This window comes from Flavobacterium sp. 38-13, assembly GCF_001899155.1.
GTDB lineage: Bacteria > Bacteroidota > Bacteroidia > Flavobacteriales > Flavobacteriaceae > Flavobacterium > Flavobacterium lindanitolerans.
The window spans coordinates 79557-95031 of sequence record NZ_MKVG01000019.1 but is presented as its reverse complement, the minus strand read 5'-3'; the positions used below and the strand labels follow the sequence as shown (position 1 = coordinate 95031).

Annotated in this window: 15 protein-coding genes; 4 read left to right on the top strand and 11 right to left on the bottom strand. The window is 40.1% G+C overall.

Annotated elements, in window-relative coordinates; genetic code table 11:
- Positions 1-3 precede the first annotated feature (3 nt).
- Complete coding sequence (locus tag BGO88_RS13690) at positions 4-1389, bottom strand: TolC family protein (RefSeq protein ID WP_273238819.1); 1386 nt, start codon at positions 1387-1389, stop codon at positions 4-6.
- A 165-nt stretch (positions 1390-1554) separates the two neighbouring features.
- Here BGO88_RS13690 and BGO88_RS13685 point away from each other — a divergent pair, with 165 nt between their 5' ends.
- Positions 1555-2595, top strand: a complete 1041-nt coding sequence (locus BGO88_RS13685; protein ID WP_286707240.1) for a sensor histidine kinase — start codon at positions 1555-1557, stop codon at positions 2593-2595.
- A complete protein-coding gene (locus BGO88_RS13680; RefSeq protein ID WP_306565942.1) occupies positions 2592-3287 on the top strand; it encodes a LytR/AlgR family response regulator transcription factor in 696 nt (231 codons plus the stop codon). Before BGO88_RS13685 ends, BGO88_RS13680 begins: the two co-directional genes overlap by 4 nt.
- A 3-nt stretch (positions 3288-3290) precedes the next feature.
- On the opposite strand, the gene BGO88_RS13675 is transcribed toward BGO88_RS13680, so the two are convergent.
- Together BGO88_RS13675 and BGO88_RS13670 are read right to left on the bottom strand one after the other, a co-directional pair.
- Positions 3291-3713 carry a hypothetical protein gene (locus BGO88_RS13675; protein ID WP_286707239.1) on the bottom strand — a complete coding sequence of 141 codons (423 nt, stop codon included), beginning with the start codon at positions 3711-3713 and terminating at the stop codon, positions 3291-3293.
- 94 nt (positions 3714-3807) lie between these two features.
- Positions 3808-4395 (bottom strand): autotransporter domain-containing protein, encoded by a 588-nt coding sequence (locus tag BGO88_RS13670; RefSeq protein ID WP_101472151.1) that lies wholly within the window; start codon positions 4393-4395, stop codon positions 3808-3810.
- A gap of 231 nt (positions 4396-4626) precedes the next feature.
- Between BGO88_RS13670 and BGO88_RS13665 the strand changes: the two genes are divergently transcribed.
- Together BGO88_RS13665 and acnA are read left to right on the top strand one after the other, a co-directional pair.
- Positions 4627-5067: an SRPBCC family protein gene (locus BGO88_RS13665; RefSeq protein WP_101472150.1), complete on the top strand. Its 441-nt coding sequence runs from the start codon at positions 4627-4629 to the stop codon at positions 5065-5067.
- Between the two features lie 318 nt (positions 5068-5385).
- A complete protein-coding gene (acnA, locus tag BGO88_RS13660) occupies positions 5386-8163 on the top strand; it encodes an aconitate hydratase AcnA (RefSeq protein ID WP_286707238.1) in 2778 nt (925 codons plus the stop codon).
- A 54-nt stretch (positions 8164-8217) separates the two neighbouring features.
- Here acnA and BGO88_RS13655 read toward each other — a convergent pair whose 3' ends face one another.
- From BGO88_RS13655 to BGO88_RS13620, 8 genes are all read right to left on the bottom strand, one after another.
- Positions 8218-9504, bottom strand: a complete 1287-nt coding sequence (locus BGO88_RS13655) for an MFS transporter (RefSeq protein WP_286707237.1) — start codon at positions 9502-9504, stop codon at positions 8218-8220.
- Between the two features lie 37 nt (positions 9505-9541).
- Entirely contained in the window at positions 9542-10132 is a 591-nt protein-coding gene (locus tag BGO88_RS13650; protein WP_286707236.1) for a TetR/AcrR family transcriptional regulator, read from the bottom strand.
- Positions 10133-10259: 127 nt separating this feature from the next.
- The gene (locus BGO88_RS13645) at positions 10260-10901 is read right to left on the bottom strand and encodes an MgtC/SapB family protein (RefSeq protein WP_286707235.1); all 642 of its coding nucleotides are present in this window, start codon (positions 10899-10901) and stop codon (positions 10260-10262) included.
- An 18-nt stretch (positions 10902-10919) separates the two neighbouring features.
- Positions 10920-11891 (bottom strand): polysaccharide deacetylase family protein, encoded by a 972-nt coding sequence (locus BGO88_RS13640; RefSeq protein WP_286707234.1) that lies wholly within the window; start codon positions 11889-11891, stop codon positions 10920-10922.
- Between the two features lie 143 nt (positions 11892-12034).
- A complete protein-coding gene (locus BGO88_RS13635; RefSeq protein WP_286707233.1) occupies positions 12035-12994 on the bottom strand; it encodes a transporter family protein in 960 nt (319 codons plus the stop codon).
- A 10-nt stretch (positions 12995-13004) separates the two neighbouring features.
- Positions 13005-14048: a cytochrome-c peroxidase gene (locus BGO88_RS13630; protein WP_286707232.1), complete on the bottom strand. Its 1044-nt coding sequence runs from the start codon at positions 14046-14048 to the stop codon at positions 13005-13007.
- Positions 14049-14151: 103 nt separating this feature from the next.
- Positions 14152-14973 (bottom strand): MbnP family protein, encoded by an 822-nt coding sequence (locus BGO88_RS13625; protein WP_286707231.1) that lies wholly within the window; start codon positions 14971-14973, stop codon positions 14152-14154.
- 102 nt (positions 14974-15075) lie between these two features.
- Complete coding sequence (locus tag BGO88_RS13620) at positions 15076-15438, bottom strand: hypothetical protein (protein ID WP_286707230.1); 363 nt, start codon at positions 15436-15438, stop codon at positions 15076-15078.
- Positions 15439-15475 lie beyond the last annotated feature (37 nt).

The following is a 15475-nucleotide window of genomic DNA, read 5'->3' as shown; positions in this document are numbered from 1 at the left end:
AAATTAAAATTCATTAATAAATAATTCAAAATCTCCTGTTGCGGCGGCTTTCATCAAAAGCGATTGCCAAACATTGGTATAAATGATGTCCCTGTCTATTTCGGCACGGTTTAGCGTATAAAGCGTTTGGGTGACATCCACAAGATTGGTCAGTCCGTTTTTATAGAGGGTTGTTTTTTGAAGATAGGCCTGTTCTGCCGCCTGTACCTGTTTTGGAGCCTCAGCATAATTGTCCATGGCATATCTGATTTTGGCATCGGCAGCATCAGATTGTGTCTTGAGTTGCTGGTCAATTACATTGTATTCCTCCTGCAAAGCTTCTGAGATGAGCTTTTGGGCACTCACTTTTTTGCTTGACCTTGCAATGGAGGTAAGATTCCAGGTAACGCCAACACCAAGAAGATAATTCTGGCGGTCAGGACTGATTCCGTCAAAATAATTTCGTGTATAAGAAGTCTGGTCGACAGCATAATTGGAATTGAATCCCGAAGCACGTGTCTGGTAAACACCAAAAAGGCTAAAAGTAGGATAGTACTCCCTTTTGAAAAGCCTTACCTGCTGTTTGCTGAAATCGATTCGGCTTCTGTAATATTGCAGTATAGGATTTAGTGTGTCGGTTGCTGTTTCGAGTCTTAGGATGGACGTCGGTATTTTTTTTACGAATGTACTGTCAAGAACATAGTCTTTGATGTCTGTCCCCATAAGAGCCACCAGCTTGTTGTTCAGTTCTTTGACCTGGTCTTTGCCCTGATTCAGCATGATTTTTGCCCTGGATACTTCTGCAGAAGCCAATGTTGAATCTACACCGGGAAGCAATCCGTTTTTTACTCGTGCCGCCGCTATTTTTTGGAAAACAACGGCTCGCTCCAGATTTTTTTCCTGTGAAATCAGCAGTCGTTGGCTTGCCAGCAGGTTGAGATAGGCAGCAGAAATTTTGATTTTGTGCTGGAATTTTTCCTGTTCCAAATCTTTTTCAGAGCGTTCTGCATCTGCTTTTGCCAGATTGATTCGCTGTTTTGCTCTTCCAAAAGTGAAGAAATCCCAATTCATGTTGACCAGATATAAGGCCCCAAAAGCCGCATTCCAGTTTTGTTCCGGGAGTGGTAGTCCGGATGAAGCAACACCAAGTCCGCCAAATCCATACAAAGGTCCGTTTTGGCCATTGACAGTTCCATAGTCTTGTTGGGCCGCCAGATTTAAGTTGGGCAGATAGTCTCTGCGTGCCTGTTTTACGCTTTCTTTGGAAGCCTCGGCATATTTGTTTTTTGCCTTTAGGGTTCCGTAGTTAGTCATTCCCGTTTCTACAGCTTCTTTCAGGCTAAGGGTTTGGGAAAACCCTTGAAAGAAAAAGAGGGTTAGAAGGAAAAGACTTATTCTTTTTGTAGTCATTTTTTAAGCCTGATATAAGTTTGAAAGTGCAAATTTACAGCAGACGTAGCAGGTGAGGCTGTTTTAAATGACAAATCGTTCATAAAAAATGACGAATTCAATTGGTCATTAAATCCGATAAAAATTTAATAATAAATCGTTAATTTGTAGCCTTAATTGCAAAAAATGAAATTGAAAGTCGACAATGTTTTGGACAATAAATGGTGGCAGGAGGTTGCAATATTACTGTTTTCATTCTCTATTTTTTCCCTGAAAAACGATTGGATTTTATTTAATTCTCCAATTGCTGTTTTTTCCGGTGTAGGCTATTACCTGATGCTATACCTGCATGCACAGGCCAACCGCTTTTTTTTATTACCCATATTGGTAAAAAAACATAAAGGACTTTTATATCTGGGACTGACGATTTTGCTGGCGCTTCTTTTTTCGGTTATCGTTTATGAGATTTCATCGGTTTGGCTAACCAAAGCTTCCTCCTTATATGAATTCTCTCACCAGAAGAGCTACCAATACCAACTGGCAACTGTTGTGGGAACTTTAATCTGTATTTTAGGACCTGTCATGTTCCTTAAGTTTTACAGAGAAGAAAAGAAAAAAAGGGAAGAGGCTTTACTCTTTAACCAGATGCAGCTCAACTCGCTTAAAAGTCAATTGAATCCGCATTTTCTTTTTAATACTTTTAATACGCTTTATGGAATAAGTCTTGAATTTCCGCAAAGAACTCCGGATTTGATTATGAAAGTATCGCAACTGATGCGCTATCAGCTGGAAAGCAATGCGAAACAATGCGTATCGCTGGACGAAGAACTGTCTTTTATTAACAGCTACATACAGCTTGAAAAGGAGCGCGTTGGTTATCGTTGCGAGATTACTTATGAAAGCAGGATTGATAATGAAAATGCCTATAAGATTTCTCCCATGCTGCTGATTGCTTTTGTAGAAAATGCATTCAAACACGGAACCTGTGCTATTGAAAATTGCTATGTACATATTACCATAGTGGTTAAAAAAGGAAAATTGTGTCTGAAAATCCGAAATTCCATACCCGAAAAGAAAGTAAATGTCGTTTCTACAGGAATAGGAATCAGGAACACGACGGAACGCCTAAAGCTTATTTACGGTAATGATTACAAACTAGACATCAACAATTCGGGTAAGGAATATACAGTCGATTTAGAACTTCCCCTGAAAAAAATAGCCGAATGATGAAGGACCCTAAAAAATGCATTATTGTTGATGACGAACCTGCGGCCCATTATGTGCTAACGAATTATATTCGTCAAAATCCGGAACTGGAACTGGTACACCAATGCTATAATGGCATTGAGGCAATGAACTATATTAGGGAAAACCCGGTTGATCTGATGTTTCTCGATATTGATATGCCGGAAATAACCGGACTGGAATTGCTAAAGATTCTTCCATCGCAACCCAGAACCATCCTCACTACGGCATATTCTGAATTTGCTTTGGAAAGTTATGATTATGGCGTAATTGATTACCTTCTAAAACCCATTTATTTTCCACGTTTTTTGAAATCTATTGAGCGTTTCTTTTCTTTTTATGCCGAAAAAAAAGCGATGGTTTCCAACCTGTTCATCAGCATAAAAGCGGATGGGGGAATAGTAGACCTGGATGTCAGGAAAATTCTTTTTGCACAGAGCTATGGCAATTATGTCAAGATTTTTACATCCGGGAAAACATATTTGGCTTCAATGACTACCAATGAGCTGGAAGCGAGTTTGCCGGGAGGGCAGTTTTTACGGGTTCATAAATCCTATATAGTGGCTGTAGACAAGATTGAAGAAAATGAAAGAGATGTACTTGTCGTGAACAGCCAAAAGATTCCGGTGGGCATTACTTACAGAAGAGAACTGGAGCGTGTGCTTGCCCGATAGGTTTTATCTGATTTCTCCTTCCAATTTATAAATTCTTTTAATTTCATTCATAGCACGGTTGCTTAGGAAATATTTTGTTATCATGGAATCGTTATATTCTGCTTTGTATTCCTGTAGCTGTTCCGGTGTCAAGATGCTTCTGAATTCATTTTCAGATTGAAAAATAACCCGTGCGATTTCGGAATTTTTTTTCAGCCTGTTTTTTTCCAACTGTTCCTTTTCCTTTTTCCAGATGCCAATGGCAATTTCTTCCTGTTCTTCACTTAATGGCAGGAACGAAATGGAAGTAATCTTATGTTTTATGAACTCTACTTCGGTTTCGGCTGCATTGGATTTGGCATTAATCATGGTTATTGTTTTGGTAACCCTGCAGCTTGTAAGCGTCATAAGTGCAATTAAAGAAATAAGGAAAAATGATTTTTTCATTGATGATCTGGTATTTGCGAATTAAGTAGATTTATGTAAGGCTAAAAATTCGGAACAATTTCTGTATTTTTAGCCTTAGCAGTTAACTGTACAATTAGAAACTGTATCCGATTTTGATTCCTCCTCTGAATACAAAGTTATCGACATCTTTATTGTCTACATCACCTTTACCTTTTACTTCCCATTTCCAGTTAGCTCCAACATACGGGTCGATACTTACATTTTTTCCAATCATGAATCTGTAACCTACGTTTGGATTAATAATACTCCAGTAAGAATAGGTTCCGTCAAATTTTCCTAAACCTCCAATATTTTCATCAAATTTTATGTTTCCATAAGAAATAAAGTTTTCAGCATAAAATCCGTCCCATTTTCCTTTTTCAATATAGGTTCTGCTTCCCAATTCAATTACAAAACCGGTTCCGTCTACGTCTACAATATTGTTGTCATAATTCATCATTCCGTAAGAAAGATTCAATATGTTGGAAGAGTTTCTTCCGCTGTCTAAATTCTTGCTCTTATATTCCAGGCTCAATCCAGCTTGTGAAGGGTCGGAAAAAGTTGTATTTCCAGAAATGGTAAATCTTGGTTTTAGCCCGGATGTTTCTGTGTTGTCATTTTTTGTTTCTTGTGCAAAACTGAATGTTGGCAATAAGATAGCTAGAAGTAAAATACGTTTCATTTTTATATGTTTTAAAGTTTGTGTTTCTGGTGCCGATTAAAAACCGACTTCTATTAGCATAGACGCAACTCGTTTGAAAATGGTTGCATAGGCTGTGAAAAAAAATAAAAATCTTACCCAAATGACCCTCGATATTGTCGCATTTTACCCCTTTATACTAATCAAAAAGGACGGATATTTGTAATAGATGGTCTGATAAACAGACTGCTACAACTAAAAAACAATAAAACGATGAAAAAAATAGAATTTTCAATAGAAGTGGATGCACCACGCGAAAAAGTATGGGACATTTTATGGGGAAAAGATACTTATCCGCAATGGACAGCTCCTTTTAGCGAAGGATCGAGAGCAGAAACGGATTGGAAAGAAGGCAGCAAGGTACTTTTCCTGAATGCAGATAATGAAGGCATGATAGCCAGAATTGCGAAAAACATTCCCAATGAATACATGTCTATTGAGCATTTAGGAGTCATAATGGACGGAATCGAGCATACAGAAAACGAAAAGAGTAACGATTGGGCCGGAGCCCTTGAAAATTATACCCTAAAGATGGTAAATGGTAAGACGCAGCTTTTGGTTGATATGGGCATAACCGAGGAATATGAGGATTTCTTCAATGAAACCTGGCCCAAAGCGCTGAATAAAATCAAGGAATTATCTGAAAAGAAATAACAATCCGATTTCAGAAATGACTGTTACTTCATTCGGAATAATTGGTTCTAATTTCTATATTTGTAAATAGTTAAGTTTAAATAGTTCGATATCAATATATTGCTTGAACTTATAATTGTTTTCAATTATATAGGATTTGAATTAGTTACTTAAATTATGCAAGCAATGAGCCCCATGAAAATGGGGCTTTTTGGTTTTGTAAGGTAAATTTTTCTAAAGCCATAATTTTTCCCCGATTAATCAGCATTCCAAATATTGCTGTATCAGAGAGATGCCTTATCTTTATAGTACTTTTCAATTAACTAATACGTGTGATTTATGACAAAAGACATTTATCAGATTAAGAAATTGCTGAATACCAAAAACGGGGCCTTTACTTATTATAGCCTGCCTGAAATGGAAAAGCACGGATTCAACATCAAAAAGATGCCATTTTCTATCCGGATACTGTTGGAAAATGCATTGCGCAACTTTGATGATTTTGCGATTACACGCGAAAATATTGAAACCCTGCTGAATTGGAAACCCGAAGCTTCGGATAAGGACATTCCTTTTAAGCCGGCCCGCGTTTTGATGCAGGATTTTACAGGCGTTCCAGCAGTTGTTGATATTGCTTCACTAAGGGCCGAAATTGCCCGTAAAGGCAAGAATCCCGATGAAATAAATCCGTTGATTCCTGTAGATTTGGTTATTGACCATTCTGTGCAGGTCGATTATTTTGGAACGGAGTATTCCTATGCCCGTAATATGGATGAAGAATACAAGCGTAACAAAGAACGTTACCAGTTTTTGAAATGGGCACAGAAGTCGTTTAGCAATTTTAGTGTGGTACCGCCGGGCATGGGTATCTGCCATCAGGTCAATCTGGAATACCTGTCTAAAGGTGTGATTGAGCGTAATGGGGAAGTGTTTCCGGACACGCTGGTAGGAACAGACAGCCATACGCCAATGGTGAACGGAATAGGCGTCATAGCATGGGGTGTTGGAGGAATAGAGGCAGAAGCTGCCATTTTAGGACAGCCTATCTATTTTATCATGCCGGAAGTCATAGGATTACGACTTACAGGAAAGATTCCGTTAGGCTCTACGGCAACCGATATGGTTTTGACCATTGCCGAACTGCTTCGCAAATATGGCGTAGTTGGAAAGTTTGTTGAAGTTTTTGGTCCGGGACTGGATAATCTTACTGTTCCTGACCGGGCTACAATAGGCAATATGTCGCCGGAATTTGGTTGTACGGTAACCTATTTCCCAATTGATGAGAAAACGTTGGAATACATGCGTATGACGAACCATTCTGAGAATCAGGTGCAGCTTGTAGAAGATTACTGCAAGGCCAATTTATTGTGGCGTACCGGGAATGAAGAAATCACCTATACACATGTTTTGGAATTAAACCTTTCAACGATAGAGCCAACAATTGCCGGACCTAAAAGACCGCAGGATAAGATATTGCTGAAAAATTTTCCGACAACGTTTATCGATGTCCTGAATCAGTCATTCGGGCGTAAATACATCAAACCTCAGGAACAACTGACACGATGGTTTGCCGAAGGAGGAAGCAGTTTGCCAATACAAACGGAAACTGCAATGGTGCCGGATACGAAGATTGAAGAAAAAATAGAAGACGGTATGAAAATCGTTACCGTAACTGTAGGGCAGGAGCAGTTTATGTTATCGGATGGCGCTGTTGTTATTGCCGCCATAACTTCCTGTACGAATACCTCAAATCCCTATGTGATGATTGGAGCAGGACTGGTAGCCCGAAAAGCAAGAGAACGCGGACTCAATGTAAAACCGTGGGTCAAAACCTCTTTGGCGCCGGGTTCCAAAGTTGTAACGGATTATCTCATCAAAGCCGACTTATTAGATGACCTGCAATCAATGAAATTTCATATTGTAGGTTATGGCTGTACTTCCTGTATTGGAAATTCAGGACCGCTTCCTGCACATATAGCCAAAGCTATTGAAGAGCATGATTTGGTAATGGCTTCTGTACTTTCCGGTAACAGAAATTTTGAGGCAAGGATACATCCGCAAATCAAAATGAACTTCCTGATGTCGCCAATGCTGGTTGTTGCTTATGCAATTGCCGGTCGCGTTGACATTGACCTTTTAAATGAACCAATTAGCTATGACCCAAACCAGCAGCCGGTCTATTTAAAAGATATATGGCCTTCAAACGATGAGATTAACAGCATTATGAGCTCAGTATTATCACCTAAACAATTTGCCAACAGCTACGGGACTATTTTTGACGGTAACGAAATCTGGCAGAACCTTGAGGTGCCAAACGAAAAAATATATGTCTGGGACAATCAATCTACCTACATAAAGGAAGCTCCTTTCTTTAAAAATCTTCCTGACCATCCGCAACCCTTGAAAGATATAGAAAATGCCAGTGCATTACTGGTTTTGGGCGACAGTATTACAACCGACCATATTTCGCCTGCCGGTTCTTATGGTGAATCATCCGCTGCAGGAAAATACCTGCTTAGCCGCGGAGTACCTAAAGAAGAGTTTAATTCGTATGGTTCGCGTCGTGGACATGATGAGGTTATGATTCGCGGTACCTTTGCCAACGTCCGTATTAAAAACAAATTGGCAGATAAAGAAGGCGGTTATACAAAATACCTGCCAACAGGAGAGGAAATGACTGTGTATGATGCTTCGGTTAAATATAAAGAAGCACAGACTCCGCTGATTATCCTGGCCGGAAAAGAATACGGAAGCGGTTCTTCAAGAGACTGGGCTGCGAAGGGAACTTTTTTATTAGGTGTTAAGGCAGTATTGGCCGAAAGTTATGAAAGAATCCACAGGAGCAATCTGGTAGGAATGGGCGTGTTGCCTTTACAATATCTGTCCGGTCAGAATGCGGAGAGTTTAGGACTTACCGGAGCCGAACAATTCAGTATAACCGGAATTGCCAATGAAATCAGGCCGTTAAAAGAAGTTGAGGTTACTGCCCAAAGGAAAAACGGAGAAAAAATCCAGTTTAAGGCCATTGCCCGTCTGGATTCCAAGATTGAAATTGAATACTATAGAAACGAAGGTATATTGCAGTATGTATTGAGGCAATTCCTTCATAAATCATAGGCAATTGTGATAAGATAAAAAAGGCGAAAAGATATTCTTTTCGCCTTTTTATTTTTAAAGAGCTTCATTTAAATTTTGTGGTACTTCATCTTGTGACGGGGCGACCTGAGTATACTGTGTTTTTTTAACTGTTAGCTTGTAGACACGCCACATCAGGATAATACTGATAATGGAGATACAGACAATTACATATCCTACAATATTGTAATTTACTAACGGACTTCCTTTGCTTTCCTGCGTAACAATCATACCGGCTACTGCAGCGGCAATTCCTCCCGCAATTTGCTGTAGTGAGGAGTTGATACTCATAAAAGCGCCACGGTCTGCCATATCAGGAACAGCACTTGTCAAAGCCGAAGATGGAATCATACGGCTCATAATACCCATCATCATCATGATATTCAATACCATTACAATTGGCAAGGGCGTAACACTAAGATTAGTATAAACTACACATATAATCATCATCCATACCGATGCTCCTGCAAATAAAGTGTACTTATTTATTTTATCGCTTAGTTTTCCTATTATTGGCATGACAACCAGCGAACTGATACCCGAAACCATTAGCAACATGGTAAGTTGATTATAATTAACCCCAAGATTGTTAACCGCAAAGGCACTACCAAACGGCATCATCATAAATCCACCTATTGAAAGCAGAGCTGTTGATGTAAAAGCAATGCGGTAATCGCGTTTTGAAACCGTATGCCATAAGTGAACAAAGGCGGACTTATCGTGCTGTAAGGACAGGTGAGCTGTTAACGGTTTTAAATAGACAGCAATGGCAATGGCTATGAGAACACTGAAAGCAGCAATCATCCAGAACGGAGCTTCCCATTTCCACAATGTAGCAATATAGATACCGATAGGTACCCCTAAAACCTGGCTGGCTCCAAATCCCATCTGGATGAATCCCATGACGCGACCACGTTGTTGCAAAGCAAATATATCAGTAATAATAGCCATGGATATGGAACCGATAACACCGCCAAAGAGTCCGGTAAAGATTCGTGCGGCAACCAGCATCGTATAATTTTCTGCGAGTCCGCAAAAAATAGTTCCGATAATAAAACCGATGTAAAAGAACAGTAATAACTTCTTTCTGTCAAATTTGTCTGCAAAACCGGCCGTTAGCAATCCGGATATTCCGGCACTAAACGCATAGGCCGAAACGGCAACGCCAAAAGCCGAAGGTTTTAAATCAAGTGATTTCATAAGCATATCACCCAAAGGCGACATGACCATAAAATCCAGTATGACCGTAAACTGTGTTATGGCCAATATAAAGATTACGAATTTTTGATAACCCGTAAAAGACAAGGATTGTTGTTTGTCCATATTTTTGATGAATTGATGATTTTAATTAGCGTATGAATTATTTTTTCAATGCTTTTATTACAAAGTCGAAGGTCAGCCATAATACTTCGTCAGTAAGCTTAAAAGGTCTCCCTCCTTTGCTTTTTCCTTCGTTATGAAAGCGGATGAGATTGTAGAGTGGGGCAAAAGCTACGGACCAATATACTTCAAAAGGCATTTTTTCAATTTCTCCTCTTTCGATGATATTGTGCATGAACTTGCCTACAACAGACTTGAATTCTTTGAGGAACGAGGCGAGAAATTCTTCCTGATAGGACGAGCTACGAAGCTGTTCAAAAAAAAGTGATGTCTTAGGATTTTTCATAGAATAGTTGCAACGGTTTTCCCATTGCTTACGCAAGCCTTCTTCGAGTGACATTTCAGGGTCAAACCCAACAATCATGGCAGCCCCCATTATGTTTCCTTCTTCTACTGCAATTTTCAGGATAAGGTCATCCCGGTCCTTATAATAAATGTAAAGTGTGGCCACAGAAATACCGCAGGCTTTGGCAAGCTTGTTCATGCTAAAACCTTCCAGGCCATGTGTCGCAATTAATTCAATTGCTTTTTGCCTTACAAGACTAATCTTGTCTGCATCTCTCATTCTCATGGTGCAAATATAAATGAATATTCATTCATTTATAAAAACAATGTAGAATTTTTTAAAAAATTATTGAAGAAATAATTTTGCTGAATTCTTTAAAAACATTTTCAAAAGGCGGTTTCAGATGGGTCTTTTAGCGCAATGTTTCAACCCGGTCAATGGAAGGCTCAGCCATAATCCTGTTGTTAAATGATATGAAATGGGTCTGATTTCCATGTATTTCCCAAACGACGGTCATATTTTCTTTTTCCCTGATTTGCTTTACCATCTGATAGCGTATCCTGTGCTGTTTCATCAGGTTTTCGCATAGTTCAAGAGCCCCGGAGTTTTGCCGGTATTCAATGGTAAGTACCCTTAACTGATTTTTCTTATCGATGATTTTTTGAAAATAGGGAAGTATCAACAAGATAAATAATATGAGAATGCTACCGCTTGCAGAAGCGAAATAATAACCTCCTCCAATTCCCATTCCTACAGCTGCAACTGCCCAAACGGTGGCTGCTGTGGTTATTCCGTTAATATGGTTGTCTGATTTGAAAATGACTCCGGCACATAAAAATCCCAATCCGGTTACAATATTAGAAGCTATCCTGTCAGGACTGCTGTCGCCTCCAATGGCAATCGACATTATTGTAAAGAAACAGGCTCCGAAAGAAATCATGATAGTAGTCCGGAATCCCGCAGGTTTTCCTTTATATTCTCTTTCGGCACCCACAAGACCACCCCATAAGATGGCGAGCAGGAATCGTATTATTATTTCAAAATCTACTGACATTGTATTTCTTGTTAGGGGTTATTCTTTAAACTCTTCGCTTATACTTTCTTTCAGGTCATACAATAGCCATTGTTTGTCTAACACTTTTTGTTTTTCTGATTGAAGCAGTTTGATAAAATCATTTACTCCCACAGGTTCGTTCCCGTTTCCGTGAATAAGAACGATGCTTCCCGCATTAGCTTTCTGTCCTTTAGCCAGCCAGGCATCGCTGCCAATAGGAATCAACCCGTAATTGATGATGTTACTGCTAACGCTGTTGTCTGAAACAAGTCCCGGAAATCTAAAAAAGACCGATGGCAATAGCTGACGTTCCAGGAGCGCAATTTCAGTTTGTAAAACTTCAAAATCAATATTGGTGCCCGGTTTCAGAAGAAAGTTTTCTGTCAGGGGCATTTTTGGCTCATAATAATGGTTGTATGTATGGTTTATCCAGGTAATATCAATATCGCCCTTGGCTTCCAAACTATTGAGCCATTCCATATCGTTGGTATGGTCGAGCATAAATCGTCCTGTGATAGAAAGTGCAATTGGTACCGGCTTTTCAATTTTTCCGAATTCAGATATCAATGACGTAAAGATGGTCCTGTCAAGAGGTTTGTGAGACGGGCATAAATCGACAGTCAGGTTTATGCCTTTTTCTACAGGCCAACCGTGAATTATTCCGGCATCCTGTAACGCAAAAGACTGTTTTTTGGCATAGGTTAGTGCTTTTATGTAAGGTGTATTGGCATAGTCGGAATATAATTTTTGCCAGCTGATAGTAGTAGTTATTAGTTTGTCGGCCCTAAGGATTTGCGTGTCCATAGTGTTGAGGTCGACAGTAAGATAATTGGTCTTTCCGTACTGCTCAAATTTCCGTATTATAAGTAGGTTTTTTGTCCCGGAACTGACTGTTGCCAGAAAAACTTTATAATTGCTTACTGTGGCTTGTGGCCATGCCGAAGCGCAAAAGAAAAAAAGCAGGCAAATCAGTAAGGGCTTATTTCTCATTTTTATAGCAATTGTCAAATAGTACTGCTAAAATAAAGATTTTTGGAAAAAGAAGCTATAATAATCTGACAACGAACCCTATCGGATTTTTAAATTCCGGCTATTGAGTCTGTGTAGTGAAATCAACAGCCGGAATAGGATACTTAAAGAGAATAGTTCAGGTTCAATGACCATCTGTAATTAGCCTCGACTCTGCCACCTGTCAGATTTTGGTTAATAGGCAGCATAGTACTTAGTCCTAACGCCCATTTTTGGAGTCCTATTTCTACGCCCATTTTACCAAACAATATGTCTCCGGCCGTGAGCGGTACTTTTTCGCCATGGTCTTTATTGTCCTCATATTTTTCTCCGGCAAGTCCTAATTGCGGTACTACATTCAGGTTTTCAATTTTAGCGTTGTAAAACAGCGTAGCCGCATAATTAAACTGATTGCCAAACTGATATTTTTTCTCATTTTCAGTTTTGAAAATATAGTTGAGTATAGCATTAAGTCCCAGATTCTTTCTCTTTACAGTATATTCTGTAGCCAGCATATAATCCCAACTTCCGGTTCCCAACTGGAAACTTGGGTTTACGCTGCCGTTATTGGCGCTGTCATATTTTCCGGTAGGCGCTTTTAGGCCCGCACCTAATTGGAATTTGTGAAATACGGTTGCACTGTCGGTTCGGGTTCCGAAAAGTGTATAGAACCCCATTACGGTAATGTCGCCTAATCCGTTAATATCTTCTTTTCCTGTTGCTTTTTCGCGGTTGTTAAAGTGATAAGGAATCAGGCCCATAACTTCGATACGTTTTCCTAACGGTATTCTTGTCCATACCTGGGCGGTGTTGAAGTTTTCATCTATCCACGGAGAATTATTAAACACACCGTCACGGCTTTTATAACTTTGATGGAAATACCGGATGCCCACAAAATTGTTATTCAGCATGGAACTGAATCCCATGCTTCCGCCATTGGCAGAGCAACCACAGGCGTCACAGTCTTCTCCAAAAAACAGGTTGTAGTTTCGGAACGGGTTGTAAATAGAATCTTCTTCGGTGCCTGCGCTGGCTGTCTGCCCGAAAAGGGCAAATAATGCGAGAATAAAAAATATCTTTTTCATTATTATGATTTTAGGTACGGAAATAGAAGAGCGGGTTTTGGATAAACTCTTCATCGGTTAGTGTTTTCAGAAATGCGATAATCGCTTCTTTTTCTGTTTGATTGAGCGGTATACCTAAGGTTGGATGCTGTTGAAGCAACGGGTCGAGGTTTTCCGTGTTTTGTACTCCGTTAGAATAAAAATTCAATACAGATTGCAGCGAACCAAAACGGCCATCGTGCATGTAAGGAGCAGTAAGCGCAACATTCCTGAGGCTCGGGACTTTAAATTTATAACGGTCGCGGGCAAATCCGGTAACGGTTTCCCTGCCCAAATCATTTAGATTAGGATTGGGTGGCAGGCCATTGTTGCGGAACGAATGGTCTGTAAAGAGGTCGGTTTTGTGGCATGTGGCACAGTTGGACTGGAATAGGTCACGTCCTTGTAGTTCCTGGCTGTTGAGTGTTCCGCCGGGTTCATTACGTACAAATTTATCATATCTTGAATTGGCGGAAATCATCATCGTCATGAACTGACCTAATGCCTTAAGCATGTTGCCTGAACTGACTTCCCTGTTTTCGAATGCCTGTGCAAACAGCTTGACATAGGCAGTGTTCTGTTTAAGTTTGGACACAATATTTTCCAGCGTTTCATCCATTTCTACGGGATTGTGTATGGGTACTATCGAAAGCATTTCCAGGCTGTTGGAAGCCCCATCATAAAAATATTCGCTTTGAAAAGCCATGTTCTGTACAGCCGGAGCATTTCTGATTCCGGCAAGGTTGTCAATGCCATGGCTGAAATCGTGTCCATGATGCGTAAAAGCCGATGACTGCTCATGGCAGAAAGAACAGGAAACGGTTCCGTCTCTCGAAAGCCGTCCGTCATAAAATAATTTCCTTCCAAGCTCAAAACCTTTTTGTGTTGGGAAATTACGACCAATGTCCTGAGCTGTATCGGGAAAGTTTGCCGGGACAATAAAATCCAGCGGCTGGTTGATTTCAGTATAATTGCTATCATCATCCTGACATGAGAATATCGATAGCAGTATCAGAAAGAGTGCTATTCTTTTCATTGTATAAGTTTTGCCTGGAGTTTTCCAGATTAGCATATAGGGAGTATCCGGTCGGAAACGATTCCCAACCGGACTCTCTTTTTTAGATTAGAAATACGGTGAATTAGTGGTGGGTTCCGGCACCATTGTGCACGTGGTCTACCGTAAACATCTTTTTAGTATTTTCCGCAATACTGATGAGGTTTTCTCCTCCCATAATGCTGGCTGCCGTGCCGGCCGGGTTCATGTTCAGGCGTAATGCAATCTTATTATCACCGTCCAGAATAACATTCGCATCACTTTTGAGGTGGATGTTTGGCATTTCTTCTGTTCTGACACGTGCTGTGGTTGGAAGGTTAAGGGTAACTTCTATATAGTTATCGGTAGCGGTATTGCTTCCCTGATGCACCATAAAGTTTCTGGAAACACCATCGCCTCCGGCGGCAGTAAACGTTCCCTCAAAATTGATGAAGCGATATCCTGTAGACCAGGTCCAGGTCATATTATTGGCGGCTGCCAGGTCCCAAAAGCTTTGCTGTGCAGTTTCGCCCTGCAGGTAGCGTTGCTGGTCGACCCCAATACCGAATTTGATTTTTTTATAATCGCCTACCGGTACGTTTTCTAAGTGAACTGTAAAAGTTCCGGCTTCTTCGCTGATAATAAAGTAGCTGTCGTCTTTTGGATAGGTAAACTGACTGCCATCTTCTTTAATGAGTACAAAGTTGCTCACGATATAGTTAAAACGTTGCAGTTTCAGGGTTTCGCCATTAGAATTGGTGTAGGAATTTCCAAGCGTCAGTGCATCGCCTGACACGCCATTGTCAAAAAATAATTCCACGTCGCCAAAAGTTCCCTCTACGGGTTTGCTATCGTCATCATTGGAACAGGAAGTTATAAATAGGGTAAATGCAATACATACTGCGATGTTTTTTAGATATGATTTCATGATGTTTTTTTAAAATTTGATATAAGAATATTGGCTCCGCAAGTTTTTTGCGGAGAAAAAAGAGAAAAGTCCATAAGCAGGCACTTTTCAGAATATCAAAAATTAAAAAACGGGAGGGCGGAAGATAGACCTGCCATCCAAGTGACTGTACAAATTGGAGTAGAAGGTGTTGGAACTTTGGTTGGCCAAAGGGCTTTTTACAGGAACGAGACTGAAATCAAGTATTTCCTCAAAAAACAGGATATGGCTTTCGGAAGTCATAAACCTTTTTTCTTTGGGCTGATCGCTATCGTCCTGAGAAGATTTGGCAAGCTCCTTCATCAGATGACACTTACCGTTACATTTCATTTCGGGCTTGTCTTTGTTAATACAGAGCACCGTTGCGATGTAATCGTAATTAATGGCATATTCGATGACTGGAAGCACGGGCTTCAGGAGCATAAACAATGCGAATATGGATGCCATTTTTTTCACAGCGCAAATTTACAGAAACACAATCAAA